We start from the raw sequence: 26,194 nt of genomic DNA, 5'->3' as shown, positions 1-26,194 counted from the left end.
GCGTGACGCCGGTTACAATTTCGGCCTTTCTCCGGAGACCTGCTCCATGGATGACGACCAGCTCCTGCGGTACAGCCGCCAGATCATGCTCCCCGGCGTGGGGGTGGAGGGTCAGGAGGCCCTGCGGCAGGCGCATGCGGTGATCATGGGACTGGGCGGACTGGGCTCTCCGGTCGCCGCCTACCTGGCCGCAGCCGGCGTGGGCCGCCTGACCCTTGTGGACCCGGACCACGTCGAGGTGACCAACCTGCAGCGCCAGATCCTGCATACCGATGCCGACATCGGCCGCGACAAGGTCGCCTCGGCGACCGACCGCATCGCCGCGATGAACCCCGCCTGCCGGGTGGAGGCGCGCGCCGAACGTCTCGACGACGCGGCCATGCGCCGGCTGTTCGCCGACGCCGACGCGGTCCTGGACGGCACGGACAACTTCGCCGCCCGCGGGGCCATCAACCGGGCCGCGCTGGCAGCCGGCACGCCACTGGTCTCCGGCGCCGTGATCCGTTTCGAGGGGCAGCTGACCACCTTCGACTACCGCGATCCCGAGGCGGCCTGCTACCACTGTCTCTACGGCGAAGGGGGCGGCGACGAGGACACCTGCGCCGCAAACGGGGTGCTGGCCAGTCTGCCCGGCGTGGTCGGCAGCCTGCAGGCCACCGAGGCGCTGAAGCTGCTGATGGGCCTGCCGACCCTGAGCGGCCGGCTGCTGATCCTCGACGGACTGGCCATGCAGTTCCGGGAGATTCGCCTGCGGCGCGACCCCGGCTGCCCCGCGTGTGGCCACCGCCACGCCCCGTCCTGAACCCGGGGCAACCCCGATTCAGGCGCAGGAGCGCGGATTAAACGGCAGGACCTTGCCGGAGGCCGCCGGCGGCCCGGCCTCGGCCAGTGCGGCCGCGAGCTCCGGCTCCATCGCCGACAGGGTGCGGTTCATCACCATGCTGGCCATGGCGTGGAACAGCAGCAGTTCGCAGGCCACTGGGCGATGCAGGCTGCGCCGCCCCCGGGAGTGAAAGGCGGTCCAGGCGACCACCGGCATATCGTTCAGCACCCGGTCGACCACAATCCACGCATCGCGCTGGAGGATCAGGTCGAGATGCTTCAGCCCCGGCGGCGACAGGCGCACCTCCGGCCCCAGACGGGCCAGGGCACGCCGCACCTGGTTGAAGTAACGCGCCTCCACCAGCCAGCCGGGGCGGACATCCAGGGTCGGGATTTCGGTATGCCGGGAATACATTGCGCCCCCGTCTGCGAACGCTGCTAGATCAGTCCTGCTTCTATAGCAAGACCACGGGCGCTCGGGGGCTCGGCCCGCGCCCGGCCGGCGACCGGGGGTCACGGCGGGCTAACGAGAGGGTGCGGCGGGAGGGCCGCAAAGGGCTGACTACTGACGGGTGTCCGGGGTCGGGGGCTGGGTACCCTCGGCGGCGCAGAGGGCCTCGGCATCGACCGGGTCGAAGTGGTAGTGGGCGTTGCAGAATTCGCAGGTCACATCCACCGCGCCCTGCTCCTCGATGATGCCGCGGATCTCGTCACGGCCGAGGCTGCGCAGGGTCTCGCCGATACGCTCGCGGGAACACGGGCAGTGAAAACTGACGCCCGTGCCGTCGAACAGGCGCACGCGCTCTTCGGCGAACAGCCGGCCCAGCAGCGTGCCGGCATCCAGCTCCAGCAACTCCTCGGCGGTGGTGGTCTCGGCCAGGATCGTCGCGCGGTTCCATGCCTCCGAGTCCCGCGTGACCGCATCGCCGCCCTCGCCCGGGAGCGCCTGCAACAGCATGCCGGCCGCGGACTCCGACCCGCTGGCCAGCCACAGCCGGGTCGGCAGCTGCTCCGAACGCTCGAAGTAGACATTCATGGCATCCGCGAGGGTCTCGCCCTCCAGCTCGACCACACCCTGGTAGCGCTCGCCACCGTCGCCGGGGTCCAGCGTCAGCATCAGCCGCGCGTCCTCTCCGGCGCACTCGGCCAGTGTGGCGCCCTCGGGCGGCGTCTCGCGAAAGCGGGCGAGCCCGCGCAGCCGGCCCTGGCCATCGGCCTGGGCCACGATCATGTGCACGGGGCCGGGACCGGTCACCTGCAGGATCAACGAGCCATTGAACTTGAGCGTGGCCGCGGTCAGGGCCACGGCCGCATAGGCCTGGCCCAGCAGATCGCGCACCAAGGGCGGGTACTCGTGGCGCTGCAGCAGGGCCTGCCAGGCGGCGTCGAGGTGCACCCATTCACCACGCACCCCGGCCTCCTCCAGCATGAAGCGATGCAGGGTGTCGGCCTCACGCATGGGATCGCGGTCCGCGCATCAACCGTCCAGCTTCGCCTTCAGGCGCTCGTTGACCTGGGCCGGGTTGGCCTTGCCCTGGGTGGCCTTCATCACCTGGCCGACGAAGAAGCCGAACAGCTTGTCCTTGCCGCCGCGGTACTGCTCGAGCTGCTGCGGGTTGTTGGCCATGACCTCGTCGATGATGGCGTCGATCGCGCCGGTGTCGGTGATCTGCTTGAGGCCCTTGGCCTCGATCACCGCGTCGGCGTCGCCCTCGCCGTTCCACATCGCCTCGAAGACCTCCTTGGCGATCTTGCCGGAGATGGTCTCGTCCTGGATGCGCGCGATCAGTCCGGCCAGGCCGTCGGCGTTGACCGGGGCCTCCCCCAGTTCCACCTCGGAGCGGTTGAGCGCGGCGGAGAATTCGCCCATCACCCAGTTGGCGGCCAGCTTGGGTGCATCGCAGCCGGCGGCCACGGCCTCGTAGAAGTCGCCCATCTCGCGGGTCGCGGTCAGCACGCCGGCGTCGTAGTCCGACAGGCCGTACTGCTCGACGAAGCGCGCGCGCTTGGCGTCCGGCAGCTCCGGGAGCTTTTCGCGCACGGTCTCGATGAAGGCGCTGTCCACGACCAGTGGCAGCAGATCCGGATCGGGGAAGTAGCGGTAGTCGTTGGCCTCTTCCTTGCTGCGCATGGAACGCGTCTCGTCGCGGTCCGGGTCGTATAGGCGGGTCTCCTGGACCACCGTGCCGCCACTCTCGATCACGTCGATCTGGCGTTCGACCTCGAAGTTGATCGCGCGCTCGACGAAGCGGAAGGAGTTCAGATTCTTCAGTTCCGCGCGGGTACCGAACTCGGTCTGTCCCTTCGGTCGGATCGAGACGTTCGCGTCACAGCGGAAGCTGCCTTCCTGCATGTTGCCGTCGCAGATATCGAGATAGCGCACCAGCGAGTGCAGCTTCTTCATGTAGGCGACGGCTTCCTTCGCGGAGCGCAGCTCCGGCTCGGAGACGATCTCGATCAGCGGGGTACCGGCGCGGTTGAGGTCGATACCGGTCATCGCCTCGAAGCCCTCGTGCAGGCTCTTGCCGGCGTCCTCCTCGAGGTGCGCGCGGGTCACCCCGATGCGCTTGGTCGTGCCGTCTTCCAGCTCGATATCCAGGTGCCCCAGGCCCACGATCGGCAGCTCGAACTGCGAGATCTGGTAGCCCTTGGGGAGATCCGGATAAAAGTAGTTCTTGCGCGCGAACACCGAGCGCGGGGTGATCTCGGCGTTGATCGCGAGCCCCAGCATCACGGCCCGTTCGACCGCGCCCTGGTTCAGCACCGGCAGCACGCCCGGCATGCCCAGATCCACCGGGCAGGCCTGGCGGTTGGGCTCGGCGCCGTAGGCGGTGGGCGCCCCGGAGAAAATCTTGGAGACGGTATTGAGCTGGGCATGAATCTCCAGCCCGATGACGGTTTCCCATTCCATGCGGCGATCCTCAGGCGAAGGCCGCCGGCACACGCGTGTGCCAGTCGGTCTCTTGCTGATACTGGTGGGCGACGCCGAGCAGGCGCGCCTCGTCGAAGTAGTTGCCGATCAGCTGCAGCCCCACCGGCAGGCCGTCGATCTCGCCGGCCGGCAGGGACATCGCCGGCAGCCCGGCGAGGTTCGCGGCGATGGTGTAGATGTCCGACAGGTACATGCTGACCGGATCGGCCTTGGCACCAAGTGCGAACGGCAGCTCCGGGGTGGTCGGGGCCAGCAGCACGTCCACGTCCGCAAACGCGCGGCGGAAGTCATCGGCGATGATACGGCGGACCTTCTGCGCCTTCAGGTAGTAGGCGTCGTAGTAGCCGGCGGACAGCACGTAGGTGCCGACCATGATGCGGCGCTTCACCTCGTCGCCGAAGCCCTCCCCGCGCGAGCGGGTGTAGAGGTCCATCAGGTCCTCGGGGTTCTCGCAGCGATAGCCATAGCGCACGCCGTCGAAACGCGCGAGGTTGGAGGAACACTCCGCCGGGGCGACCACGTAGTAGGCCGGCACCGACAGGTGGCTGTTGGGCAGACCGACCTCGCGCACCTCGGCACCGCGGCCCTTGAGCACCTCGATGGCCGCGTCGATTACGCCGCGCACGCGCTCGTCGAGGCCCGCCTCGCCGAAGAACTCGGTCGGCAGCCCGATGCGCAGGCCCTTGAGGTCCTGGTTCAGACCGGCGGTGAAGTCCTCGGCCGGGCGTTCGACGCTGGTGGAGTCGCGCTCGTCGAAGCCCGCCATCGCGTTCAGCATCCGGCCGCAGTCCTCGGCGGTCGCGGCCATCGGCCCGCCCTGGTCGAGACTGGAGGCGAAGGCGATCATCCCGTAGCGCGAGACGCGGCCGTAGGTCGGCTTGAGCCCGGTAATGCCGCAGAACGCGGCCGGCTGGCGGATCGAGCCGCCGGTGTCGGTGCCGGTGGCCCCCGGCACCAGGCGCGCGCCCACCGCGGCGGCGGAGCCACCGGAGGAGCCACCCGGGACCCTCTCGGTATCCCAGGGATTGCGCACGGGCCCGTAGAAACTGGTCTCGTTGGAGGAGCCCATCGCGAACTCGTCCATGTTGGTCTTGCCCAGCATCACCGCCCCGGCGGCGTTCATGCGCTCAACCACGGTGGCGTTATAGGGCGAGACGAACGGATCCAGCATGCGCGAGCCGCAGGAGGTGCGCACGCCCTCGGTGCAGAAGATGTCCTTCTGCGCGATCGGAACACCCAGCAACGGCGCTTGCTCGCCCTGGGCCAGACGCGCGTCGGCGGCGTCGGCCTGCGCCAGCGCCTGCTCGGCGGTCACGGTGATAAAGCTGTTCAGTTGCGGATCGAGGCGCTCGATCCGGTCCAGATACAGCTGGGTCAGTTCGCGCGAACTGATCTCGCGGGCCTGGAGCTTGCGCACCCAGCCGGACAGGGTTTCCTGGGCCATGGTTTCGGGGACTCTTGCTGGCTAGAAGCGTGACGGATTCAACAGAACGGCGACAACGTGGATCACGCGCGGGGGATCACTCGATCACGCGCGGGACAAGGTACAGCCCGCCCTCGACGGCCGGGGCGATCGCCTGGTAGGCCTCGCGCCGGTCCGGCTCGGTGACCGCGTCCGGGCGCAGGCGCTGCTCGGCGTCCAGCGGGTGGGCCATCGGCTCGACACCCTCGATGGCCGCCCCATCCAGTTGTTCGACAAAGGCAAAGATATCGCTCAGCCCTCCCGCGAAATCCCGGGCCTGATCGTCGTTCATGGCCAGACGGGAGAGATGGGCGATGCGCCGGACTTCGGAGGTATCGACGGACATGGCGGGAAGGGTCCTGTTGCGTTCAGATTTTAGGGGAACACTGATCAATGAACACGCTCGCGCTCGAGTCGCTTTTGTGTGCGAACAAGGCGCGGCGACTGCCGTGCAGTCATTCTGCACAAGGGAACCGCAACGCCGTTCCCGCGCCCGTTTTCGACAACAACGGGCGGCCGAGCCCCTCGGGGTTGGCACCCCAGGTTCCCCGATCCGGCGTTGCGCCGCTTGCGGGTAGAACCACTACCCGCTGCGCGCCGCGCCTGGTCTCGGAAAACCTGGGGTGCCAACGCGAGCGTGTTCATTAATCAGTGTTCCCCTGAGGGCAAAACGGAGCGCAAACTTACCACAAAGCCGTTGTTGCCCAAACCCCGGGCGCTTGCTAGAGTCGACGGCTTTCCCGCCCGCCCACTCAAGCAGGTTTCTTCTTCATGTTCAAACGCCTCCTGGGGTTGTTCTCCAACGACATCTCCATCGATCTCGGCACCGCCAACACCCTTATCTATATGCGCGGCCAGGGCATCGTCCTGAACGAACCCTCCGTGGTCGCCATTCGTCAGGACCGCGGCCCGGGCGGCCCGCGCTCCATCGAGGCCGTGGGGATCGAGGCGAAGAAGATGCTCGGCCGCACGCCGGAGCACGTGGTAACGGTGCGCCCGATGAAGGACGGCGTGATCGCCGACTTCACCACCACTGAGAAGATGCTGCAGTACTTCATCAAGAAGGTGCACGAACGCCGGATCTTCCGGCCCAGCCCGCGCGTGCTGGTCTGCGTGCCCTGCGGGGCCACCCAGGTGGAACGCCGCGCGATCCGCGAATCGGCCTTCGGCGCCGGGGCGCGCAAGGTTTACCTGTTGCAGGAACCGGTGGCCGCGGCCATTGGCGCCGGCATCCCGCTGGACGAAGCGGTCGGTTCGATGGTGCTGGACATCGGCGGCGGCACCTCCGAAGTCGCGGTGCTGTCGATGAACGGCATCGTCTACTCCGAATCCGTGCGCATCGGCGGTGACACCTTCGACGAGGCCATCATGGCCTATGTGCGCCGCAACTACGGCGTGCTGATCGGCGAGGCCACGGCCGAACGCATCAAGCACGCGGTGGGCTCCGCCTACCCGGGCAAGGAACTGCTGGAGATCGAGGTCAAGGGCCGCAACCTGGCCGAGGGCGTGCCGCGTTCCTTCACGCTGAACTCCAACGAGATCCTCGAGGCCCTGCAGGACCCGCTGTACGGCATCGTCTCCGCCGTGCGTACCGCGCTGGAGCAGACCCCGCCGGAACTGGGCGCGGACGTTGCCGAGCGCGGCATCGTGCTGACCGGCGGCTCCGCCCTGCTGCAGCAGCTGGACCGCCTGCTGATGGAGGAAACCGGCATTCCGGTGGTCATCGCCGACGACCCGCTGACCTGCGTCGCCCGCGGCGGCGGCCGCGTGCTCGAGATGCTCGACGAAAAGCGGGTCGACTTCCTGGCAATGGAATAACCCCCACTCCGGCCACGGGGCCCCGGCTCTCCCGCGGCCGGTGACTCGGGTTACACTCCGGACCGCAACTGGTCGGCAGGATCGCGGGTACAACACTCCGCAACCCTGCCTCGTCGACGCGATCCGCAACCGGAGGTCACGCCATCAGCAAGCCGCTGTTCAGACTGGGTGTCTCGCCCACTCTGCGCCTGCTCGCGGTCATCCTGCTGGGCCTGGCGCTGATGGCGCTGGACCACCGCGTCAATGAACTGCAGTTTGTCCGCAGCACCCTGGCCACCGTGACCTACCCGCTGCAAGTCGCAGTGGACACACCGGTCCGTGCGGTCAGCCGGGTGTTCGAGTCGTTCACCCGCCGCGAGGACCTGATCACCGAGAACCGCATCCTGCGCAGCGAGAACGCGGAACTGCGCGCCCGCCAGCTGCGTTTCGAGGCCCTGCAGCAGGAGAACGACCGCCTGCGGGCCCTGCTCAATACCGCGCAGCAGGCCGAGGAACGCGTCGAGATCGCCAAGCTGCTGGCCGTGGACCTGGACCCCTTCCGCCAGCAGATCGTGCTCAACAAGGGGCGCGCGGACGACGTCTACGCGGGCCAGCCGGTCATCAATGCCGACGGCGTGATCGGGCAGGTCCTGTCCACCCGCCTGACCAGTTCCGTGGCCCTGCTGATCTCCGATCCCAGCCATGCCCTGCCGGTGCTCAGCGCGCGCACGGGCCTGCGGGGGCTGGTGGTCGGGACCGGCAACCCGCAGCGCCTCGAGATGCGCCACGTCCCGCTGCAGGAAGACGTCGAACCCGGCGACCTGCTGCTGACCTCCGGGCTGGGCGGCCGTTTCCCGGCCGACTATCCAGTCGCCCGGGTCACCTCCGTCGAGCGCCCGCAGGGCCAGCCCTTTCTGAGCATCCAGGCCGAGCCGCTGGCGGCGCTGGACCGTTCCCGCGAGGTCCTGCTGCTGTGGACCGAGGGCATCATGCCGGGCATCGCCCCCCTTGAACTGGATGAGGATGCGGAGGCAAGGCCGGGCGCATTCACGCCGGAACCCGAGCCGGACGACAACGCGCCGGCAACGCCATGACCCGCGCCATCGGCATCCCCTGGCCGGTGGCGCTGACCCTGCTGGCGGCCCTGGCCCTGGCCATCGTGCCAATCCCCGAGACCCTGCGCCCCGCGCGGCCGGAGTGGCTGGCACTGGTCCTGATCTACTGGGCCATGGCGTTTCCGACCCGCGTGGGCATCCTGACCGCCTTTGTCGCCGGCTTGCTGCTGGATACCCTGATGGGGCAACTGCTGGGGCAGAATGCCATCGCCCTGGCGGTGATCATCTACATCGTGCTACAGATCCATCCGCGCCTGCGGGTGTACCCGGTCTGGCAGCAGATGATGGTGGTCGCGATCCTGATCGCCCTGTACAAGCTGCTGGCCCTGTGGCCCCAGGGGATTACCGGTTTTCCACCGGACCGGATTACGTACTGGGCCCCGGTGATCACCAGCGCCTTGCTCTGGCCGCTGATCTTTTTCCTGCTGCGCGACGTGCGCCGGCGCTGGCTCCTGCACCTGACCTGAGGGAGACGCCGATTCGTGCACATACCCGCGCCCGGCTCGAAGCAGCGTGAACGGTCACGCATACTGTGCCCCGCCAACCCGAAACAAGGAGCCCTGCCATGGACACGAACAAGCAAACCGAGATCGAGGCCGCCGTATTCCGCCGCCTGCTGCAGCATCTGGACGAGCGCAAGGACGTGCAGAACATCGACTTGATGAACCTGGCCGGCTTCTGCCGCAACTGCCTGTCCAAATGGTACGTGGCCGCCGCCGAGGAACGCGGCGAGTCGATCGACTACGAAGGGGCGCGCGAGATCGTCTACGGCATGCCCTACAGCGAATGGAAGGCGCGCTACCAGAAAGAAGCGACCCCCGAACAGAAGGCGGCATTCGAGGCCAGCCAGAAATCGCACGATGCATGATCATGGCCTGATCGAGACCCCGGAGGCCCTGCAGGGCTTTCTCGACACCATTGCCGGGACCGACTGGATCGCGCTGGACACCGAGTTCATGCGCGAGAAGACCTACTACCCGCGCCTGTGCCTGATCCAGCTGGCCACCCTCGACCAGATCGCCTGTGTCGACCCGCTGCGGCTGGATATGGGCCTGCTTGAGCCCCTGCTGTTCGATGCCGGCGTGACCAAGGTCTTCCATTCGGCATCACAGGATCTCGAGGTCCTGTATCGCGAGCTCGGGCGCGTCCCCGCCCCGGTATTCGATACCCAGATCGCCGCCAGCATGCTCGGCTACGGCGAGCAGATCGGCTATGCCAACCTGGTCAAGGCAATCCTCGACCGCGACCTCGACAAGAGCCAGACCCGCACCGACTGGTCACGCCGCCCGCTGAGCGAGCAGCAGATCCGCTACGCCGCGGACGACGTGCGCTTTCTGGCCACGGTGTTCATGCGCCTGCTGCATGAACTGGAGAGCCACGATCGCATGCACTGGCTGCGCCCGGAGATGGAGGCGCTGAGCAACCCCGCCCTGTACGAACCGGATCCCGACGGTGCCTGGCAGCGCGTCTCCGGCGTCAAGCGGCTCAAGCCGCGCGAGCGCGGCGTGCTGAAGACCGTGGCGGCCTGGCGCGAACGCGCGGCACAGGCGAGTGATCGCCCGCGACGCTGGATCCTGGCCGACGATATCCTGATCGACATCGCCCGGCGCACCCCTCAGGACACCGCGGCCCTGCACCAGCTGCGGGGCTTTCCCGACGGCATGAAGCCGCCGCGTCAGGAAGAACTGCTGGAGGCGATCCGCGAGGGCCAGGCCCTGCCGCGCGAGGAATGGCCACAGCTCCCGGAGAAGGCGAAGCTTACCGAGGCCGAGGAGGTCCTGGCCGACATCGGCATGGCCCTGCTGCGCGAATGCGCGCGGCGCAACCAGATCACCGCCGCCGCGATCGCCCAGCGCAAGGATGTCATCGAGTTGCTGAAGGGGGACGGCACAACCGGCCGCCTGGGCAGCGGCTGGCGCCACGAGATCGCCGGAAAGACCATCGCCCGCTGGTTTGCGGGCGATGGCGAACTGGCACGTACGGAGGAGGGCTTGCAGATCCGCCCGTGAGCATCGAACGGGCGGATCTGCGGGGCGGTCAGGCCGCCTTGTAGATCCCGCGACGCGGCGAGGTCAGCCGGCCCTGGCGCTTCAGGTAGGCCAGGGTCTGGCTGATGTTCTTGGTATCCAGACCGATCTTCTCGGCCTCGGCCTTGATCTCCTTGATACCCATCTCCGGCTTTTTCGCGACAATCTCGCACAGCTTCTGGCTGATCGACTCGCCTCCGGCGCGCCGCCCGCGACGACCACCGCCGGTGCTGGCGGCTCGGCCCACACGGCCGCCCAGTTCGCGGATCTGGCGCTCCAGCTCGTTGAGCTCCTTGCGGTGGCGCGCCAGCATCTCCTTGCGCTTTTCCATCAGCTTCTCGCGCTTCTGGCGGCGCTCGGCCTCCTTGCGCTCGGCCTCTTCCTTTTCCCGCTGGCGCGCGAGGGCGTAGAGTTCTTCGGCTGAAAGATCGGAGGCCTTCTTGTTATCCATGCTCATGCAACACTCCCGGATTCTGAAAATCGATTCAATGACAGGTCTGGGCCACAGGGGGTTCATAACCCCGCCCCATTCTCTAAAACTAGGGAAACACTGGTTAATGTACACGCTCACGTTGGCTCCCCAGGTTTTCCGAGCCAAGGCGCGGTGTGCAGCCGGTAGTGGTTCTACCGGCAAGGGCGGCAACGCAGGATTGGGGAACCTGGGGTGCCAACCCCGAAGGGGCTCGGCCGCTTTTGTGCGTGAACGGCGTTGCGGCTCCCTTGTGCAGAATGACTGCACGGCAGTCACCGCGCCTTGTTCGCACACAAAAGCGACTCGAGCGTGAGCGTGTACATTAACCAGTGTTTCCCTTGGCCACGGCAGAATAATACGAACCCATGGAACGATGCCAGAAAGATTATAAGAATGCGCAGGAAATACAAGCGTCCGCTCGCACTCTTTCTCCTCAAAAGAGAAAGCAGATATGTGACGAGGTGGCACGGCTGTATCATTTGATCGAAGGCACACCGGACAAAGACCTCCCGGCCATTCGATTTGATCTGAAAGGCCGGGCAGCCGGGCAATGGCGCCTGAGAAAGAATGCGGAAACCCTGCGCTTCAATCCGGAAGCCTTCAGCCTGGAATGGGATCAGCATTTTCCCGAAACGGTGGCGCACGAGGTGGCCCACTCGCTGGTCTACCGCGCCCACGGCACACGAAGGGTTCGGCCCCATGGCCCCGAATGGAAAGGGCTGATGCGGGCGCTGGGTTTCCCCAATCCGAGTGTCACGCATGCGACGGCGCTGACCACTCGCACGATGCGCCAGTACGACTATGTATGCGGATGCGGTCCCCAGCCCCTGAGCGCTCGCCGACACTTTCTCATTAGCAAGCGCGGCTATCGGTACCAATGCCGCCAATGCGGCCAGTGGCTGCGACGCTCCGGCAGCGGTTGCAGCTGATACCGCGCGCACCCCCGATCAAGCACACGCATCCGGGCGCGCCGGGATCATATGAAAACCCGGCACCCCGCCGTCATCATCCCGGGAAGGAATGTCGGTTCAGATACTCCAGTAAACGCGCCGTTGCACCCTGATTCTCTGCAATAAAAGCGGCTGCGCGCTGCCGGATAATCTCGCGTCGGGACTCATCCTCCCCCAGCCACGCAGCCATCCGCGCGACCGCCTCCTCGGCATTCCTTGAACGCCATAGCAGATCCGCGGCCTCCATGCGTTCCACCAGAAGTTCAAAGTTGTCGACATGCGGCCCCATGACGACCGGACAATTCCACAATGCGGCCTCCAGCGGGTTGTGGCCGCCAACGGAGACCAGTGAACCCCCAACAAAGGCGACATCGGCCAGACCAAAGAAACGTTTCAACTCTCCCAGCGTGTCCAGCAGCCAGTAATGCGTGGCGGCGTCCGGCACCCCTTCGCTGCGGCGAACGAAGCTTTGCCCGGAACGTTCCAGCAGGTCTGCCACTTCGGGAAACCGCTGCGGATGGCGTGGTGCCACGATCACCAGAAGGCGTGGATACTCAGCGCGCAAGGCGTGCAGCCCCGGCAGCAATTGGGCCTCTTCGTCGGCATGGGTACTGGCGAGAATCACCACCGGGCGCCCGTCAACCACCGGACGCAGAGACCGGACCTCCTGGCGATCGTCCTCCTCGATGTGGATGTCGAACTTGATATCGCCATTGACCGTCACGCGATCGGGCACGGCCCCAAGGGCGACGAAGCGCTCCCGGTCCAGCGCATTGCGACAGGCAATCCAGTCAAATCCGCTCATGGCCGGCGCGATCAGCCGCGGGATCCGGGCATAGCGTCGGGCCGAACGTCCGGACATCCGGGCGTTCGCCAGCACGACCGGCACCGCGGCACGCCGCGCCTCCGCCAGCATGTTCGGCCAGATCTCGGTCTCCATGACCACGATGGCGCGCGGTCGCACGGCACGCAGGAATCGGCGCTGCAGCCAGGGCAGGTCCAGTGGCAGGAAACGATGCATGACCTGACCGCCGAGCCGCTCCGTCAGCATGGCGGCACCGGTCGGCGTCGTGGTCGTCACCAGAATGCGCCGCGGGCCGGCGTCCAGCAGCCGGCGAATCAGGGCTTCCGCCGCCAGCACCTCGCCGACCGATACCGCATGAATCCAGATCTCGGCCGGCTCCGGCGCGCGCGCCCAGCCCATGACCTCGCCCAGCCGGACACGCACCGAAGCCCGACGGCTGCGCAAGCCGTGGCGGATCAGCAACAAGGGGGTCAGCAACGCAAGCAGCGCCGTGTAGACTACGCGGGTCATTCGCAGGGAGACTCCGATCCGTGACGGCACGGCCCGAACCATCGAGCGCGACCGAACGCCCACCCCGCGGTCCCACCACCTGGCCCATGTGGGCGGTCATCGGCCTGGCACGGCTGGTCATCCAGCTGCCCATCCGCTGGCAGCAGGCACTCGGCCGCGGCATCGGGCGACTGTTCTACCGCTTCGGCCGCGAGCGTCGTGCGATCGCCCGCACCAACCTCGAACTGTGCTTTCCCGACCAGTCCACCGAGCAGCGCGAACAGTGGCTGCACGAGCACTTCGAGGCGGCCGGAATGGGGATCCTCGAGATGGCCATGGCCTGGTGGGGACGCGACACGCAACTCAAGGGACATTACACAATCCACGGGCTGGAACATCTGGACAGGGCACTGGAGCAGGGCAAAGGGGCCCTGCTGGTCAGCGCCCATTTCACCACACTCGAGCTCTGCGGGCGCCTGCTGGGCCTGCACCGGGACTTTGCCGCGATGTACCGGCCCAGCGAGCGCCCGCTGATCAATTACCTGTTCAAGGTCAACCGCGACCGACACACGGCGGGCGTGATCGCCCGCGACGACGTGAAGGGCCTGCTGCGCACCCTGCGCAACAACATGCCCGTGTGGTACGCGCCCGACCAGGCCACCAGCGGGCGCCAGACCGAACTGGTCCCGTTCTTCGGCGAACCCGCCAACACGCAAACGGCCACCCATCGCATCGCCCGGGTCAGCGGCGCCCCGGTCCTGCCCTTCTTCGGCTACCGCCGGGACGACGGCCACTATGTCGTGACCATCCACCCCCCGGTGGAAGACTTCCCTACCGAGGACGCCTACGCCGACACCCTGCGCATCAACCACATCATCGAAGAAGCCGTGATGGACGCCCCGGGCCAGTACTTCTGGACCCACAAGCGCTTCAAGAAGCGCGCGGGCATGCCCGATCCTTACGCGGGCTGAGGCTCGCGCGCGATCAGTCTTCCAGACCCAATTCGCGGCGGATATGCGCAGCCACCTTCGGCGTATCGTTGACCGGCGCGTAGGACCACTGATCGAGCGCCCCGCTAAACGGTCGGGTCACGCCTTCCGCCTCCAGGGCAGAGTGAAAGGCCTGCAGGCGACGGCCGAGCGGCCCCAGGGCCACCGTGTATACGGGGACACCGGTCGCCGCCGCCTCCGAGACCATGGACACGGAATCGGCACTGACCACGATATGGTCGGCTGTTGCCAGCATCGCCATAAAGGGGTTCTCGCCCTGCCCGTCCCAGACAAACCCGGGAACATCCGCCAGCCCCTCGACCAGTCGTCGCGTGCTGGCCGCGCCCGTCCGCCGCGAGGGCGTGACCAGCACACTTCCCCAGGAGGCTTCTGCGGCCGAACGCAGGTCACGGATCAGGGCATCCAGTCGCTCCTGCCCCAGATCACCGCGCTGCGTAGCACCCCCGATCAGCACCGCGATCCAGGGACGGGGAAACGCCGCCCAGGCGTCACCCAGCCCCCTGCGCGCAGCCTCCAGCCGCTCGGCTGTCACCCGGTGCAGGGCGCCACGCGTCGCAATCACGTTGGGGCCGGCCAACCCGTCGTGACGCGGCGGCACCACCCAATCGAAGTGGCGCGGAGAGATCTGCGGGTCCTGCACATGCACGGTCATGATGGCGCCACCACTGGCGCGCTTGAGAGCGACCGCGACCGCAGCGCTCCGCCGCCCGCAGGAGATCAGCAGGCGCGGCCAGGGTGGCGCCAGGGAATCGCTATCGGCAGTCAATCCTCGCAACACGCCGGGGGCAAAGGAGCCGCGCATCCAGCGCCAGGGCGCGCGCAGCCCCACCGTCTTGTGTTCATAGGGCAGCCCAACAGCCTCGGCCAGCCCACGGACCTGACTGGTCATCCCGGCCTCGCCGGTCGTCAGAGTCCAGCAATGCGGCACGTCAGTCATAGCGTAAGACTCTGAAGCGAATCAGGCAGCATCGATCCCTCTTTTGGCACTCATCCCTTGATCCCGCCTTCGGCTTTCCCAAGTCAGCCTCCCAACGCGGGCAAGAACCGCTATCGCCGCGCGACCCCGCAAGCCGAATACGCTTCAAGGACTCGAGAGCTCTTCGCCACCATCCTGCCCAACACTCGCAGCCGCCAGCATATCGGCGTACAGATCGACAACTCGCGGCAGCACGACCCCCTCGAAATAGCTCTCGCGGTACCGGACCAGTGCAGACTGGGCACGTTCCCTGGAGTCAGCCGGCGACCCAGCTGCACTACGCATTGCCCGCAACAGATCTTCCATGCTGTCGACTTCACACATAAAGGCATACGGTTCACCGAGAATCTCGAGCGGCCCCTTCGTTTTCGTCGAGACGATCGGGACACCGCATGCCATAGCCTCCAGGATGGCAATGCCGAATGGCTCATCACGAGATGGCAGTACGAAGACATCCGCCTGTTCAAGAAAGCCCCTGATGTCTGTCACCCACCCCGGGAACTCGACAGACCCTTCGATACCCAGATCCAGAGCCAGCGCTTTGAGCCGTTCTGCCTCTTCGCCGTCTCCAGCCAGCACTAATCGTGCGTCGGGATACTCGGTGAGCAAACAGGCAAAGGCCCGCAATAGCAGGTCAAACCCCTTTTTGTGTACAAAACGCCCAAAACTTGCCCAAACCTTTAGCCGAGAATCCGTCTTACCTTCTACACAATCCTTTGGTGGAAACGACGAGAAGTTCGGAATCACCCGAATGCGGTCCGGTTCGATCCCATGGCTCAGGAGGTAGTCACGCTGGCTGCAGGTGGTCACGTTGAACCAGTCGATGTGTCGGTAATACTTGAGTTTTACATAGTTGTGAAGCTTCGTGACGACAGGAAGGCCCAGCTCCCGTGCCGCATTTCCGCCCAGCCAGGCACCCCGAGCCATATGGGTATGCACCAGATCCGGCCCGAAGCGGCCGACCACCCGCCGAATCACTCGCCGGGCCAGTGGGTCCCAGGCTCCCAGAACACGAACGGGTTCGACGGCGATAGCCGCGTGCTTCGTCAATTCGCCATGGGCGACCGATCCGTGCCTGCAGACAGCCAGCACGGAATAGCCGCGATCGGCGAGAGCGCGACAAAGGTCCACGTAGTACCGCTCCGCTCCACCAAATCCCTGACTCAGCATAATCTGAGCGATCTTCATCGGCGCCCCCAACAAGACAGGCGTCGACGTAGAAGAAATCGCCGCCTTGAGCCTTCCAGTCTTAAAAAGCGATCAAGCTGGTACACCCCGCTGAACGGGAGTATCCGGCGAGGCCAGCTCGTGGCGATTGCGCCAATCTTCGGTCACATAGTTGATGATCAACGAGCGTCGCACGCCTTTCAGGGGACGAAGGTGGTAGCCATGCCAGGTGTTGTCCGCTGGCACGAATACCAGCGCGCTGTTGTAGGTGCCGGGCGCCGTCTCGTAATGCGTGTCTGCGTCCACGTACACGTCCGTGCCCCAGGCCTCGTAACCGGGGTCGGTGGACAGGTACAGCAGCATGGTGAATTTCTTTACACCCAGGTCCGTGTGCGGTGCCAACCAGAAACCCTCCGTATCCAGGCAGTGCTCAATGCGCAGGTAATTGCCGCTCACGTCCACGCCGCACACATCAAAGATCGCATCCAGCACCTGCGGACTCTCGAAGGCCGCCGCAACGCTCTCGCAGACCTCGAAGGCCTTCCGATTCTCGGCGTCGAAGAAGCGGCGGGAGCTGTTGTGCGTCTCGCGCTTGCCCTCGGTATCGCCGATCGCCGGCGCTTCGAACGGCAGTGCCTCCACCGCTCGCGCCGCCGCCTCGGGCAGCACCGCCTGCGGATACCACCGCCGATACGGATACGGCTCGGACAGCGCCCCGCGCAACGACGCCTCAACCTGCTCTGCCACTTCGACCGCTGAATTCATTCAAGACACCTGAGGTTCCACTGGGATCATTGTATGCCCTTCGGAAGAGACGCCCAACCGCACCCATCCCTCGGCCGCCTGATAGACTCACTGTTTTTCTCCACCCGCGTGCGCCATGGCTACCGTCCTTCAGATCGTGCCCGCTCTGGAATCCGGCGGCGTGGAACGCGGCACCCTCGAGGTCGCGCAGGCCCTGGTCGAAAACGGGCATCGCTCCCTGGTGATCTCGGCGGGCGGCCGCATGGTGACCGAACTCGAGTCCCGGGGAAGCGAGCACTTCGCCTGGCCGATCGGGCAGAAGTCCCCCTGGACTTTCCGGCTGGTGCGCCCACTACGCCGCTTTCTGCAACAACAACGCGTGGATGTGATTGATGTTCGCTCGCGCATGCCGGCCTGGGTCGTCTGGCGGGCCTGGTCGCGAATGCCCGCAGTCACGCGCCCCCGGCTGGTGACTTCGGTGCACGGATTCAATTCCGTTAACCGCTACAGCGAGATCCTCACCCGGGGCGAACGGGTCGTGACAGTATCCGAGACCCTCAGAGAATTTTTGATCGCTCAATATCCACGGCTTGATCATGAGCGCATTGAAGTGATCCATCGCGGAATCGACACACGCGACTATAAACCCGATTTCCAGCCCGCAACTTCCTGGGTCACCCAGTGGCAAACCGCCTTCCCGCAGCTTCAGGGGCAGTACATCCTCACGCTTCCGGGCCGCATTACCCGACTGAAAGGGCACTTCGACGCCCTGGACATACTGCAGGGCCTGCTACAGCGGGGCATCCCTGCACACTTGCTGATGGTAGGCGGCACCGATCCGCGCAAGCAGGCCTATCATCGCGAACTGGAAGGCCGCATCTCGCAACTCGGACTTGAGCCCCGTGTGACCTTCACGGGCCAGCGTTCCGATCTACGCGAAATCCTGGCGGTTTCGGATGTGGTGTTATCACTCTCCACCCAACCCGAGTCTTTCGGGCGCACTACCCTGGAGGCGCTTAGCCTGGGGCGCCCTGTGCTCGGTTATGATCACGGCGGCGTTGGCGAACAACTCACAGAACTGCTGCCCGAAGGGCGCATACCCCCTGGACAAACCTCGACCGCGATTGAGCGTCTTGCCGACTGGGCGGGAGGAGATGCCCCGACACCTCGATGGCCCCACGCGTGGGACCTGGACACCATGCGCCGCCGGACGATCGATCTCTACGAGGCACTCGCCGGCCGCTGACCGGCTGGTCGGCCCTGGCGGGCCGCCGCCTCCCCTCGCACCAGAGGCGCCAGCGCGAGCGCGACCACCAGCCACAACACCGCTGTCGTGTAGGAACTGTAGATTGTCCAGTGGACATTGACTGGATTCAGTGCCACGAAGATCGCCACGCCTCCAACGACGTAGAGCGGAAGAAGGTCTCGCTCGCTTCTCCTCGCGCGTCGCCACAATGCCAGGAGGATCGCCAGCAACACCCCCAGGTAGGCCACCAGCCCGACGATCCCGGTCGAAACCAGCACATCCAGGAAATACAAATGGATGTGGGCAAAGGCCATATCCGTATAGCCGCGGGCTTCGGCCACAGGCTCGACACCGCGCACCCCCACACCCAGGATCGGCTCGTCCATCGCCACGCGCCAGGAAGCAAGCCAGATCGTCCCGCGCTTCGCCGTCGCCTCATCGATGGCTTCGATGCTGAGCTCAGAGGCCTTCGGGACGACCGCCAGACGATCCCGAGTCTCGGGCGACACCCACAGCGCCACGACAATCCCTAGTACGAGGATGCTCAGGAACGCGCTCACCGTACGCATACGCAGCTGGTAATACCCGACGAGGAAGAGACCGTAGACGAACAATACGATCAAGGTCGCCACCATGGCCGCCCGGGAACCCGAGAGGAGTATCGCGACGATCACGATCAGAGGCAGCAGGGCCGCCAGCCGATTGGTATAGGTCAGGCGCCGCGACGCCTCCAGAACAAACGGCAGGAAATGCGCCAGCACGATGCCTAACCGCATGTTCGGATGAAACAGCCCGTCAATACGGCGTCCGTTGTACGGGTACCCCAATACGTTCGCGCCGGTGACAAACTGAAAGATCCCGTCCAGCGACCAGAAAACGGCCAGCGCCAGCACAACGTATAGCAGGGGCGTACCCACATCACGGCGACGCGCGAACCACAGCAGGGGGAGGATCGCGATGGCAAACAAGGGGTAAGTAAGGGCTGTCCGTAGCGCTCGGTCAAAATCGACCGCCACGATCAGCGATAGTAGTTGCGGAACCCAGAGCGCCAGCAACAGCAACAACGCCCAGCGAATCCAACGCTCCGCCCACAATCCAGGCAGTCCGACGGCGAGCAAGACAAGGCCAGCGAGAGAGAGCGCCGCCAGGGGGAAAAAAACCCCTGTCCCAAACGGCAGCACAAAAAGGGCCAGCCCCGCCAAGGCCAACACCAACATCAGACTGAAGGACCAACGCTCTTGCGCGCCCCCTGCCGAACCGTGCCTGGATTCCTTGCCTAGAAAAATCATGCCCACCCCATTCGCAGGCGCGTGATATTAACCCAAAGTAGCGTGGTCGTTAGCCGACCACACCAACTCCAGCTCCGTGCCATGACACGACATCCAGCCCTGGGGGATAATCACGTCAGCACATCAATCGGGGGCCCCATGCAAGAACAACCAGGTTCAGTAACCATTGAGGTCGGTGCCGGCGAACTGCTGGACAAGATCACGATCCTGAAGATCAAGAACGAGCGCATCAGCGACACTGAGAAGCTCCGGAACATTCGCCATGAGCTGAATGTACTTCAGGAAACCTGGATTCAGGCCGGTCTGGACGGCCCCGAGGTTGAAGGTCTAGAGCGGGACCTGCGCGAAGTGAACTCGAAGCTCTGGGAGATCGAGGACGAGATCCGCGAGTGCGAAGCGAAGAAGGACTTCGGCGAGCGTTTCGTGGAATTGGCGCGTTCGGTCTACATCACCAATGACGAGCGCGCCCGCATCAAAAAGGCCGTCAACACGCTTTGCAACTCGGCGATCGTCGAGGAAAAGTCGTATTCGGACTACGAGAGCTAGCCAGGCCGAAGATCCGCAATCACCTCGCGCAACACAGTCTCCACCGGGAGACCCTTCAGGTCGTCCGCCTCGATCGCCCGGAAGTGGGCGCGGGACAGCCCGGTTCGAACGGGCGACGCATGCGGCCCGAACAGGGCCAGTCCCGGCTTGCCGAGGCAGGCCGCAACATGCGTCGGCCCCGTGTCGTTTCCGACCACGTATGAGGCGCCCCGGATCGCCCCCGCTAACCCGAACCAGTCGAGCACCTCGTCATGGGCGCCAAACAGGGGCGTCGCAGGGATTGCCCGACAGAGCTCGATCTCGTCGGGCCCCGGTACGGTGACCACTTGATACTCCGTCTGGTTAGCGATTGCTGACGCAAGGGCCGCGTAATGGGGCCAGCGCTTCTCGGGGTGACGGGCCGAGGACCCCGGAATCAAAACGATGTACTTTTCGGTCACACCGCGGGCCTGAAGGATGGGCGCGACATCCTCCGCCATCCATCCCACATCAGGATCCAGGGTGTGCGTGGTTTCCAGTCCGGCAGCCGCCAACTGCCTCTGGAATGCCGAAAGGGGGGACTCCTCGCCTCGCCTGCGCTCGCCACAGATCCAGGTCGGTTGCCTCAGGATACGGCGCCGATAGAACGATGTTCGGCTCGAATTCTGCAGATCGTAGACACGATCAAACCGTTCGGACCGAAGCACCCGCGCCAGACGCCACCAGAGTACGAGCTTCCAAGCCTTCGGACGTGTCTCCGTCAGGACGCGATCCACATGCGGGCAACGCTCGAAGATCGAACGGTATGGGGGCGTTGTAAGAATCACCAGTTCATCATCCGGGTGGTGCCGGCGGATATCGCGTAACGCACCATCCGTTTGCACGACATCGCCGAAAGCGCCGTGCTTGATTACCAGAATCTTGCCCATTCCGCTCCCTCGTGGAAGGCGGCGGCTTCTCGCCAGGCGGCCAACTTCGGCGTCGCCGAAGCCAGGTTCAGCCGTCGTCCTTGAGGATGAACTGGGTGCCGCAGTAGGGGCACTGGTAGCGGCCGTCCGGGGTCTCGTCGATCGGGAGGAAGACACGCGGGTGCGAGGCCCACAGGGCCATCTTGGGCGTGGGGCAGTGCAGCGGCAGGTCCTTGCGCGTAACCGTGATCTCGGTCTGCGCGTTCGGTGTCTGGTACTGGTCCTGATGGTGGGCGGTATCGGGATTCACCATGATTCTTCTCGCATCCGGTTGACGGAAAATTCGGGCGCCTCAGACGAAGGTCAGCCAGCCCTCGTGGCGGCTGTCGCGCCCCTGCACCACGTCGAAGTAGCGTGACTGCAGGCGCTCGGTGATCGGGCCGCGGGTGCCGGTGCCGATCGGGCGATCGTCGACCTCGCGGATCGGGGTCACCTCGGCGGCGGTGCCAGTGAAAAAGGCCTCGTCGGCAATGTACACCTCGTCGCGGGTGATGCGCTTCTCAATGACCTCCAGCCCCTCCTCACGCGCCAGCTCGATCACCGTGCGGCGGGTGATGCCGTCCAGCGCGGAGGTCAGGTCCGGGGTAAACAGCACGCCGTCGTGCACGATGAAGATGTTCTCGCCACTGCCCTCGGCCACGAAGCCCTCGGTATCCAGCAGCATGGCCTCGTCGTAGCCGCAGCGGGTGGCCTCCTGCAGGGCCATCATGGAGTTCATGTAGTTGCCGTTGGCCTTGGCCTTGCACATGGTCACGTTCACGTGGTGGCGGCTGTAGGAAGAGGTGCGGATGCGGATTCCCTTCTCGATCCCCTCGTCGCCCAGGTAGCTGCCCCAGTGCCAGGCCGCGACCATCGCGTGCACCAGCAGGTTGTCGGCGCGCAGCCCCATGCCCTCGGAGCCGAGAAAACACATCGGCCGCAGGTAGGCGCTTTCCAGCCCGTTGTCGCGCACGGACGCGATCTGCGCCTCGTTCAGCGCCTCGGCGGTGTAGGGGATGGTCATCCCGACGATCTTGGCCGAGTTGAACAGCCGTCGGGTGTGATCCTGCAGCCGGAAGATCGCCGGGCCCCGCGCGGTCTTGTAGGCGCGCACGCCCTCGAACACCCCCATGCCGTAGTGCAGGGTGTGAGTCAGTACGTGGGTCTGCGCCTCGCGCCAGGGCACCATCTGCCCGTCCAGCCAGATCACCCCGTCGCGGTCGGCCATCGACATCGTCTTGTTCCTCTATGCGTTCTGGTTCGCGGCCGTTTGCGGCTCGCCGAACAGGTCATTCCAGGCTTCGATCACGCGATCGCGCACGGCGCAGAGCGCGTCGTCGGGCGCCTCGACTCGGGCATCCGACCCCGCCAGCGTGAGGCGGTGGATGCGATTGCGCAGATCCCGGTAGGCATCCGCCAGCGCCTCGCTCAGGCTCGCGTCGATCACACCCTCGCGCCCGAGCGCCTCCAGCGTGCGGATCTTGTCCGGCCAGTCGCAGACGGCGGGGTGCTCGTGCGCGGATACCAAAACCCAGTATTGAACCATGAATTCAATATCAGTGATACCGCCACGGTCGCGCTTGAGATGGAAGCCCTGGCCCTTCTTCGAGGCGTGTTCCGCCAGCATGCGATCGCGCATCTCGACGACCTCGGCCCGCAGCGCCCCGGCGTCGCGCTCGCGGGTCAGGACCTCGCGGCGCAGGGCGTGAAAGCGCTCGCCCAGCTCGGCATCCCCGGTCACGAAGCGGGCCCGCACCAGCGCCTGGTGTTCCCAGGTCCAGGCGGACTCGTCCTGGTAGCGCCGGAACGCCTGCAGGCCACTGACCAGCAACCCCGCCGTGCCACTGGGCCGCAGCCGGGTATCCACCTCGTACAGGCGGCCCGCCGGGGTAAAGGCCCCCAGCAGGTGCACCACCCGCTGGGCCACCCGCGCGAAGAACTCGGTGTTGTCGATCACCTTCGGGCCCGCCGTCTGGGCTTCATCGCCTTCACTGTCGTGCAGGAACACCACGTCCAGATCCGAACCATAGCCCAGCTCGAAGCCGCCCAGCTTGCCGTAGCCAATCACCGCGAAGCGCGCCACCCGCCGCGCGTCCGACGCCCCGCACTGCGGCTCGCCGTGGCGCTCGACCATCTTCTCCCACGCCAGTTGCAGCACCCGCTCCAGCAGGACCTCGGCAAGCCAGGTCAGGTGATCGGAGACCTTCATCAGCGGCAGGAAGCCCATGATGTCGGCGGCCGCCACGCGCAGCGTCTGCACCTGCTTGAACTGCCGCAGGCGGTCCAGCATCTGTTCGTGGTCCTGCTCGGGAAACTGCGCCAGTTCGGCCTCCAGCTCCTCGCGCAGCCCGTCGCGATCCGGCGGTGCGTAGAGCGCACGCGGATCCAGCAGCTCGTCCAGCAGCACTGGATGCCGGGTCAGCTGTTCGTTGATCCACGGGCTGGCGGCCACCAGCTTCACCAGCTGGGACAGCGCCAGCGGGTTTTCCACCAGCAGCGACAGGTAGACCGAACGCCGGGCGATGGTGCGCACCATCTGCAGGGCCCGGGGCAGCACCGCATCCGGGGCCTCCATCTCCGCGATGGCCCCGATCAGCAGCGGCATCAGGCGGTCCAGCCGCTGGCGCCCGGTCACGCTCATCGCACGCACGCCCGGGCTCTCGCGTAGATCGGCGATGCCGCGCAGGGCCTCGTCCGCATGCTGGAAGTCCATCGCCTCCAGTACCGCGCGGGCATCATCCTCCGGGAGCGCCCCCTGCCAGAGACGATTCAGCTGCTGCTCGCGATCCGCCTCCGGCGAGGCCTCCATGGCCGCCCCGTCCGCGCGCTGCGGGGCGCTGAAGACCTGCTCGAAGTGGGCATGCACCCGCCGCTGCTCGCGCAGCAGCGCCATCTCGAACGCGGCCTCGTCGTCGAAACCCAGCGACAGCGCCAGGCGGTGGCGATCATCCCCGTTGGAGGGCAGGCGGTGCGTCTGCTGATCATTCAGCATCTGCAGGCGATTCTCCACGCGGCGCAGGAAGCGATAGGAACGCTCCAGCTGCTCGACCGCGTAGGCCGGCAGGAGCTCGCGCTCGCGCAGCACCCCCATCACGCCCAGCAGGTCGCGACGCTGCAGCGCCTGGTCGCGTCCGCCCCGGATCAGCTGGAACGACTGCGCGATGAACTCGATCTCACGGATCCCGCCCTCGCCGTGCTTCACGTCCTCGAACCGGCCGCGCCGCGCCGACTCGTCGTTGATCATCTGCTTCAGCTCGCGCAGGTTGGCGAGGGTGCCGTAGTCCAGGTAGCGCCGATAGATGAAGGGGCGCAGCCGCCGCATCAGCCGCGCGCCGGCCTCGGGGTCGCCCGCCAGCGGGCTGGCCTTGATCAGGGCATAGCGCTCCCACTCGCGCCCGTGCGCCTGGTAGTAGTCCTCCATGGCGTCGAAGTGCATCACCAGCGGGCCGGAATCGCCGAAGGGACGCAGGCGCATGTCCACGCGATAGCAGAAGCCATCCGCGGTCACATCCGACAGCACCGCGATCAACTGCCGCCCCAGGCGCTGGAAAAACGCCTGGTTCTCGATCACCCGTTCACCATCGGTCTCCCCCGCCTCCTCGAAGGCGAAGATCAGATCGATGTCGGAGGAGAAATTGAGCTCGCCGCCGCCCAGCTTGCCCAGCCCCAGGACTACCATGGACTGGGCCTCGCCCTCCGGCCCGCGGGGCTGGCCGTAACGCTCCTGCAAGTGCCGGTCCAGCCACTGCAGCCCGCCCTCGATCAGGGATCGGGCCAGCCGGCTCAGGTCGTGCATCACCTCGTCGAGGTCTGCCTGGCCCGACAGATCGCGCCAGGCCACGCGGATCATCTCGCGATGCCGGGTCTCGCGCAGCACATGCCGCAGCGCGGCCTCGTCGGTGGCACCTTCCAGTCGCGCCTGGAGGGTGCGTTCGAAAGCGGCATCGTCGCAGGCCGCCACCCGGCCCTCCGGGTCCAGGGCCTCGAGCAGGTATTCCGGGTGCTGGCGCACCGTCTGCGCCAGGTAATGGCTGAAGGCCAGCGCCACGGGCGTCGCCGCGAGGAAGGTATCCGGCCAGGCGTATTTCTCGTCCAGCTCGGCCAGCAGGTCGCGAACCTCCTGCTGCAACGACACGGGCAGGGACGCGGGGGATTCGGGCAGAGGCTTGTCCATGTGCCAAGCCTATCAGCGTTGCACCCGATTGGGTGCCCGGCCCAGCGCGCCGCCGACCCAATGGGTATTGACACGGGATGAGAACACAAATAACAATCGTTCTCGTCTACTAGATACCAACACCTGACCATTCTTCAATGAGGAACCGCACCATGACGCTTCGTCCACTTGCCTGGCTGATCGGCACCGCCGCGGCCATCGCCGTCAGCATGCCGCTGGTCGGCTGCAGCCCCGCCGATCAGGACGAGGTCAACCTCTATTCGGCGCGCCAGGAAAACCTGATCAAGCCGCTGCTCGACGACTTCACCGATCAGACGGGCATTCAGGTCAACCTGGTGACCGGCGGTGCGGACAGCCTGCTGCAGCGCCTGCGCCACGAGGGCCGCAACTCCCCGGCCGATCTCTTCATCACCGTAGATGCGGCGCGCCTGCATCAGGCCCGCGAGGCCGGCGTGCTGCAGGGAATCGAGTCCGAGGTGCTGCACGAGAACATCCCCGAACGTTATCGCGACCCCGACGGGCTGTGGTTCGGCCTGTCCTCGCGGGCCCGCCCGATCCTTTATCACGAGGATCGCGTCGACCCGTCCGAGCTGTCGACCTACGAGGCCCTGACCGATAGCCAATGGGAAGGCCGCATCTGCATCCGCTCCTCCAGCAACGTCTACAACCAGTCGCTGGTGGCCGCGATGATCGCGACCGAGGGCACCGACGCCGCCCAGGAGTGGGCCAACGGAATCGTCGCCAACATGGCGCGCCAGCCGCAGGGCGGGGATCGCGACCAGATCCGCGCGGTGGCCGACGGGGTCTGCGACATCGCGATCGCCAACACCTACTACCTGGGCCTGATGCTGGACGGCGAAGGGCGTGACCGCGAAGTCGCCGAACAGATCGGCGTCTTCTGGCCCAACCAGGACGGCCGCGGCACGCACGTCAACATCAGCGGCGCCGGTGTCACCGCGCACGCCCCGAACCAGGACAACGCGATCCGCCTGCTGGAGTTCCTCTCCGCCACCGAGGCCCAGGAGTGGTACGCCGAGGTCAACCAGGAGTACCCGATCCGCGACGACGTCCCGGCGAGCGAGATCCTTCAGGGATTCGGCGACTTCAAGGCCGACGACATCGAGCTCTACCGGCTGGGCAACCACAACGCCGAGGCCGTGCGCGTGATGGATCGGGCCCGCTGGCGCTGAGCCTGAACCATCACACCATGCACCCCACTCGCCCCCGGCCCTCCGGGGGCGTTTT

26 protein-coding genes are annotated in these 26,194 nt (G+C 66.0%); 11 read left to right on the top strand and 15 right to left on the bottom strand.

What is annotated here, in order from left to right; translation table 11 throughout:
- Positions 1 to 46 precede the first annotated feature (46 nt).
- Entirely contained in the window at positions 47 to 802 is a 756-nt protein-coding gene (locus D105_RS0101545; protein ID WP_018877271.1) for a molybdopterin-synthase adenylyltransferase MoeB, read from the top strand.
- Positions 803 to 820: 18 nt separating this feature from the next.
- Here the strand turns inward: D105_RS0101545 and D105_RS0101540 are convergent, their stop codons facing one another.
- The 5 genes from D105_RS0101540 to gatC form a co-directional block, all read right to left on the bottom strand.
- Entirely contained in the window at positions 821 to 1,237 is a 417-nt protein-coding gene (locus D105_RS0101540) for a hypothetical protein (RefSeq protein WP_018865856.1), read from the bottom strand.
- A 147-nt stretch (positions 1,238 to 1,384) separates the two neighbouring features.
- Complete coding sequence (gene hslO, locus D105_RS0101535; RefSeq protein ID WP_018877270.1) at positions 1,385 to 2,281, bottom strand: Hsp33 family molecular chaperone HslO; 897 nt, start codon at positions 2,279 to 2,281, stop codon at positions 1,385 to 1,387.
- A gap of 18 nt (positions 2,282 to 2,299) precedes the next feature.
- On the bottom strand, positions 2,300 to 3,733 hold the full coding sequence (gatB, locus tag D105_RS0101530; RefSeq protein WP_018876030.1) for an Asp-tRNA(Asn)/Glu-tRNA(Gln) amidotransferase subunit GatB: 1,434 nt from the start codon (positions 3,731 to 3,733) through the stop codon (positions 2,300 to 2,302).
- Positions 3,734 to 3,743: 10 nt separating this feature from the next.
- Positions 3,744 to 5,198, bottom strand: a complete 1,455-nt coding sequence (gene gatA / locus D105_RS0101525; RefSeq protein WP_018877269.1) for an Asp-tRNA(Asn)/Glu-tRNA(Gln) amidotransferase subunit GatA — start codon at positions 5,196 to 5,198, stop codon at positions 3,744 to 3,746.
- Between the two features lie 76 nt (positions 5,199 to 5,274).
- Positions 5,275 to 5,562, bottom strand: coding sequence for an Asp-tRNA(Asn)/Glu-tRNA(Gln) amidotransferase subunit GatC (gatC, locus tag D105_RS0101520; protein ID WP_018865860.1), 288 nt, complete (start codon positions 5,560 to 5,562; stop codon positions 5,275 to 5,277).
- Between the two features lie 425 nt (positions 5,563 to 5,987).
- Here gatC and D105_RS0101515 point away from each other — a divergent pair, with 425 nt between their 5' ends.
- The 5 genes from D105_RS0101515 (at position 5,988) to rnd (ending at position 10,137) form a co-directional block, all read left to right on the top strand.
- Entirely contained in the window at positions 5,988 to 7,034 is a 1,047-nt protein-coding gene (locus tag D105_RS0101515) for a rod shape-determining protein (RefSeq protein ID WP_018865861.1), read from the top strand.
- 221 nt (positions 7,035 to 7,255) lie between these two features.
- A complete protein-coding gene (gene mreC / locus D105_RS0101510; protein WP_018865862.1) occupies positions 7,256 to 8,107 on the top strand; it encodes a rod shape-determining protein MreC in 852 nt (283 codons plus the stop codon).
- Entirely contained in the window at positions 8,104 to 8,595 is a 492-nt protein-coding gene (gene mreD / locus D105_RS0101505; RefSeq protein WP_018865863.1) for a rod shape-determining protein MreD, read from the top strand. Before mreC ends, mreD begins: the two co-directional genes overlap by 4 nt.
- 98 nt (positions 8,596 to 8,693) lie before the next feature.
- The gene (locus D105_RS0101500; RefSeq protein WP_018877268.1) at positions 8,694 to 8,996 is read left to right on the top strand and encodes a DUF1244 domain-containing protein; all 303 of its coding nucleotides are present in this window, start codon (positions 8,694 to 8,696) and stop codon (positions 8,994 to 8,996) included.
- Positions 8,989 to 10,137: a ribonuclease D gene (rnd, locus tag D105_RS0101495; protein WP_018877267.1), complete on the top strand. Its 1,149-nt coding sequence runs from the start codon at positions 8,989 to 8,991 to the stop codon at positions 10,135 to 10,137. Before D105_RS0101500 ends, rnd begins: the two co-directional genes overlap by 8 nt.
- A 28-nt stretch (positions 10,138 to 10,165) precedes the next feature.
- On the opposite strand, the gene D105_RS0101490 is transcribed toward rnd, so the two are convergent.
- A complete protein-coding gene (locus D105_RS0101490; protein ID WP_018877266.1) occupies positions 10,166 to 10,612 on the bottom strand; it encodes a hypothetical protein in 447 nt (148 codons plus the stop codon).
- 380 nt (positions 10,613 to 10,992) lie between these two features.
- Between D105_RS0101490 and D105_RS14405 the strand changes: the two genes are divergently transcribed.
- Entirely contained in the window at positions 10,993 to 11,556 is a 564-nt protein-coding gene (locus tag D105_RS14405) for a SprT-like domain-containing protein (RefSeq protein WP_231366830.1), read from the top strand.
- 76 nt (positions 11,557 to 11,632) lie between these two features.
- On the opposite strand, the gene D105_RS0101480 is transcribed toward D105_RS14405, so the two are convergent.
- Entirely contained in the window at positions 11,633 to 12,892 is a 1,260-nt protein-coding gene (locus D105_RS0101480) for a 3-deoxy-D-manno-octulosonic acid transferase (protein ID WP_018877264.1), read from the bottom strand.
- 20 nt (positions 12,893 to 12,912) lie between these two features.
- Here D105_RS0101480 and lpxL point away from each other — a divergent pair, with 20 nt between their 5' ends.
- The gene (gene lpxL / locus D105_RS0101475; protein ID WP_255349538.1) at positions 12,913 to 13,842 is read left to right on the top strand and encodes an LpxL/LpxP family Kdo(2)-lipid IV(A) lauroyl/palmitoleoyl acyltransferase; all 930 of its coding nucleotides are present in this window, start codon (positions 12,913 to 12,915) and stop codon (positions 13,840 to 13,842) included.
- Positions 13,843 to 13,855: 13 nt separating this feature from the next.
- Here lpxL and D105_RS0101470 read toward each other — a convergent pair whose 3' ends face one another.
- The 3 genes from D105_RS0101470 to D105_RS0101460 form a co-directional block, all read right to left on the bottom strand.
- On the bottom strand, positions 13,856 to 14,818 hold the full coding sequence (locus D105_RS0101470) for a mitochondrial fission ELM1 family protein (protein WP_026280388.1): 963 nt from the start codon (positions 14,816 to 14,818) through the stop codon (positions 13,856 to 13,858).
- Positions 14,819 to 14,962: 144 nt separating this feature from the next.
- A complete protein-coding gene (locus D105_RS0101465; protein ID WP_231366829.1) occupies positions 14,963 to 16,045 on the bottom strand; it encodes a glycosyltransferase in 1,083 nt (360 codons plus the stop codon).
- Between the two features lie 72 nt (positions 16,046 to 16,117).
- Positions 16,118 to 16,789, bottom strand: coding sequence for a 2OG-Fe(II) oxygenase (locus D105_RS0101460; protein ID WP_018877260.1), 672 nt, complete (start codon positions 16,787 to 16,789; stop codon positions 16,118 to 16,120).
- A gap of 115 nt (positions 16,790 to 16,904) precedes the next feature.
- Between D105_RS0101460 and D105_RS0101455 the strand changes: the two genes are divergently transcribed.
- Positions 16,905 to 18,014 (top strand): glycosyltransferase family 4 protein, encoded by a 1,110-nt coding sequence (locus D105_RS0101455; protein ID WP_018877259.1) that lies wholly within the window; start codon positions 16,905 to 16,907, stop codon positions 18,012 to 18,014.
- Here D105_RS0101455 and D105_RS0101450 read toward each other — a convergent pair.
- Positions 17,990 to 19,303, bottom strand: coding sequence for an O-antigen ligase (locus tag D105_RS0101450; protein ID WP_018877258.1), 1,314 nt, complete (start codon positions 19,301 to 19,303; stop codon positions 17,990 to 17,992). The two genes, D105_RS0101455 and D105_RS0101450, sit on opposite strands and share 25 nt — an antisense overlap.
- Positions 19,304 to 19,441: 138 nt before the next feature.
- Between D105_RS0101450 and D105_RS0101445 the strand changes: the two genes are divergently transcribed.
- Complete coding sequence (locus D105_RS0101445; protein ID WP_018877257.1) at positions 19,442 to 19,849, top strand: DUF6165 family protein; 408 nt, start codon at positions 19,442 to 19,444, stop codon at positions 19,847 to 19,849.
- On the opposite strand, the gene D105_RS0101440 is transcribed toward D105_RS0101445, so the two are convergent.
- The 4 genes from D105_RS0101440 to glnE all read right to left on the bottom strand — a co-directional run bounded on the left by D105_RS0101440 (position 19,846) and on the right by glnE (position 24,949).
- Positions 19,846 to 20,757: a glycosyltransferase family 9 protein gene (locus tag D105_RS0101440; RefSeq protein WP_018877256.1), complete on the bottom strand. Its 912-nt coding sequence runs from the start codon at positions 20,755 to 20,757 to the stop codon at positions 19,846 to 19,848. The two genes, D105_RS0101445 and D105_RS0101440, sit on opposite strands and share 4 nt — an antisense overlap.
- A 67-nt stretch (positions 20,758 to 20,824) precedes the next feature.
- Positions 20,825 to 21,049: a zinc-finger domain-containing protein gene (locus D105_RS0101435; RefSeq protein ID WP_018877255.1), complete on the bottom strand. Its 225-nt coding sequence runs from the start codon at positions 21,047 to 21,049 to the stop codon at positions 20,825 to 20,827.
- Positions 21,050 to 21,088: 39 nt separating this feature from the next.
- Positions 21,089 to 22,009: a branched-chain amino acid transaminase gene (locus tag D105_RS0101430; RefSeq protein ID WP_018865877.1), complete on the bottom strand. Its 921-nt coding sequence runs from the start codon at positions 22,007 to 22,009 to the stop codon at positions 21,089 to 21,091.
- Between the two features lie 12 nt (positions 22,010 to 22,021).
- Positions 22,022 to 24,949, bottom strand: coding sequence for a bifunctional [glutamate--ammonia ligase]-adenylyl-L-tyrosine phosphorylase/[glutamate--ammonia-ligase] adenylyltransferase (glnE, locus tag D105_RS0101425; RefSeq protein WP_018877254.1), 2,928 nt, complete (start codon positions 24,947 to 24,949; stop codon positions 22,022 to 22,024).
- Between the two features lie 152 nt (positions 24,950 to 25,101).
- On the opposite strand from glnE, the gene D105_RS0101420 reads away from it, so the two are divergent.
- Complete coding sequence (locus D105_RS0101420; RefSeq protein ID WP_018877253.1) at positions 25,102 to 26,139, top strand: Fe(3+) ABC transporter substrate-binding protein; 1,038 nt, start codon at positions 25,102 to 25,104, stop codon at positions 26,137 to 26,139.
- The last annotated feature ends 55 nt before the right edge of the window (positions 26,140 to 26,194 follow it).

Source organism: Thioalkalivibrio sp. ALE28 (assembly GCF_000377425.1).
GTDB lineage: Bacteria > Pseudomonadota > Gammaproteobacteria > Ectothiorhodospirales > Ectothiorhodospiraceae > Thioalkalivibrio.
The sequence above is the reverse complement of the archived record's forward strand: the minus strand, read 5'-3'. Positions and strand labels throughout refer to the sequence as shown.

What these genes read in the sequence shown, in the direction of transcription:
- D105_RS0101515 (WP_018865861.1), top strand. Translation starts at nt 5,988, where the DNA reads ATGTTCAAACGCCTCCTGGGGTTGTTCTCCAACGACATCTCCATCGAT.
- D105_RS0101540 (WP_018865856.1), bottom strand. Translation starts at nt 1,237, where the DNA reads ATGTATTCCCGGCATACCGAAATCCCGACCCTGGATGTCCGCCCCGGC.
- gatA (WP_018877269.1), bottom strand. Translation starts at nt 5,198, where the DNA reads ATGGCCCAGGAAACCCTGTCCGGCTGGGTGCGCAAGCTCCAGGCCCGC.
- glnE (WP_018877254.1), bottom strand. Translation starts at nt 24,949, where the DNA reads ATGGACAAGCCTCTGCCCGAATCCCCCGCGTCCCTGCCCGTGTCGTTG.
- gatC (WP_018865860.1), bottom strand. Translation starts at nt 5,562, where the DNA reads ATGTCCGTCGATACCTCCGAAGTCCGGCGCATCGCCCATCTCTCCCGT.
- D105_RS0101490 (WP_018877266.1), bottom strand. Translation starts at nt 10,612, where the DNA reads ATGAGCATGGATAACAAGAAGGCCTCCGATCTTTCAGCCGAAGAACTC.
- D105_RS0101445 (WP_018877257.1), top strand. Translation starts at nt 19,442, where the DNA reads ATGCAAGAACAACCAGGTTCAGTAACCATTGAGGTCGGTGCCGGCGAA.
- rnd (WP_018877267.1), top strand. Translation starts at nt 8,989, where the DNA reads ATGCATGATCATGGCCTGATCGAGACCCCGGAGGCCCTGCAGGGCTTT.
- D105_RS0101450 (WP_018877258.1), bottom strand. Translation starts at nt 19,303, where the DNA reads ATGATTTTTCTAGGCAAGGAATCCAGGCACGGTTCGGCAGGGGGCGCG.
- D105_RS0101545 (WP_018877271.1), top strand. Translation starts at nt 47, where the DNA reads ATGGATGACGACCAGCTCCTGCGGTACAGCCGCCAGATCATGCTCCCC.
- D105_RS14405 (WP_231366830.1), top strand. Translation starts at nt 10,993, where the DNA reads ATGGAACGATGCCAGAAAGATTATAAGAATGCGCAGGAAATACAAGCG.
- D105_RS0101455 (WP_018877259.1), top strand. Translation starts at nt 16,905, where the DNA reads ATGGCTACCGTCCTTCAGATCGTGCCCGCTCTGGAATCCGGCGGCGTG.
- D105_RS0101470 (WP_026280388.1), bottom strand. Translation starts at nt 14,818, where the DNA reads ATGACTGACGTGCCGCATTGCTGGACTCTGACGACCGGCGAGGCCGGG.
- D105_RS0101460 (WP_018877260.1), bottom strand. Translation starts at nt 16,789, where the DNA reads ATGAATTCAGCGGTCGAAGTGGCAGAGCAGGTTGAGGCGTCGTTGCGC.
- hslO (WP_018877270.1), bottom strand. Translation starts at nt 2,281, where the DNA reads ATGCGTGAGGCCGACACCCTGCATCGCTTCATGCTGGAGGAGGCCGGG.
- mreC (WP_018865862.1), top strand. Translation starts at nt 7,256, where the DNA reads ATGGCGCTGGACCACCGCGTCAATGAACTGCAGTTTGTCCGCAGCACC.
- gatB (WP_018876030.1), bottom strand. Translation starts at nt 3,733, where the DNA reads ATGGAATGGGAAACCGTCATCGGGCTGGAGATTCATGCCCAGCTCAAT.
- D105_RS0101435 (WP_018877255.1), bottom strand. Translation starts at nt 21,049, where the DNA reads ATGGTGAATCCCGATACCGCCCACCATCAGGACCAGTACCAGACACCG.
- D105_RS0101465 (WP_231366829.1), bottom strand. Translation starts at nt 16,045, where the DNA reads ATGAAGATCGCTCAGATTATGCTGAGTCAGGGATTTGGTGGAGCGGAG.
- D105_RS0101440 (WP_018877256.1), bottom strand. Translation starts at nt 20,757, where the DNA reads ATGGGCAAGATTCTGGTAATCAAGCACGGCGCTTTCGGCGATGTCGTG.
- D105_RS0101430 (WP_018865877.1), bottom strand. Translation starts at nt 22,009, where the DNA reads ATGTCGATGGCCGACCGCGACGGGGTGATCTGGCTGGACGGGCAGATG.
- mreD (WP_018865863.1), top strand. Translation starts at nt 8,104, where the DNA reads ATGACCCGCGCCATCGGCATCCCCTGGCCGGTGGCGCTGACCCTGCTG.
- D105_RS0101420 (WP_018877253.1), top strand. Translation starts at nt 25,102, where the DNA reads ATGACGCTTCGTCCACTTGCCTGGCTGATCGGCACCGCCGCGGCCATC.
- D105_RS0101480 (WP_018877264.1), bottom strand. Translation starts at nt 12,892, where the DNA reads ATGACCCGCGTAGTCTACACGGCGCTGCTTGCGTTGCTGACCCCCTTG.
- D105_RS0101500 (WP_018877268.1), top strand. Translation starts at nt 8,694, where the DNA reads ATGGACACGAACAAGCAAACCGAGATCGAGGCCGCCGTATTCCGCCGC.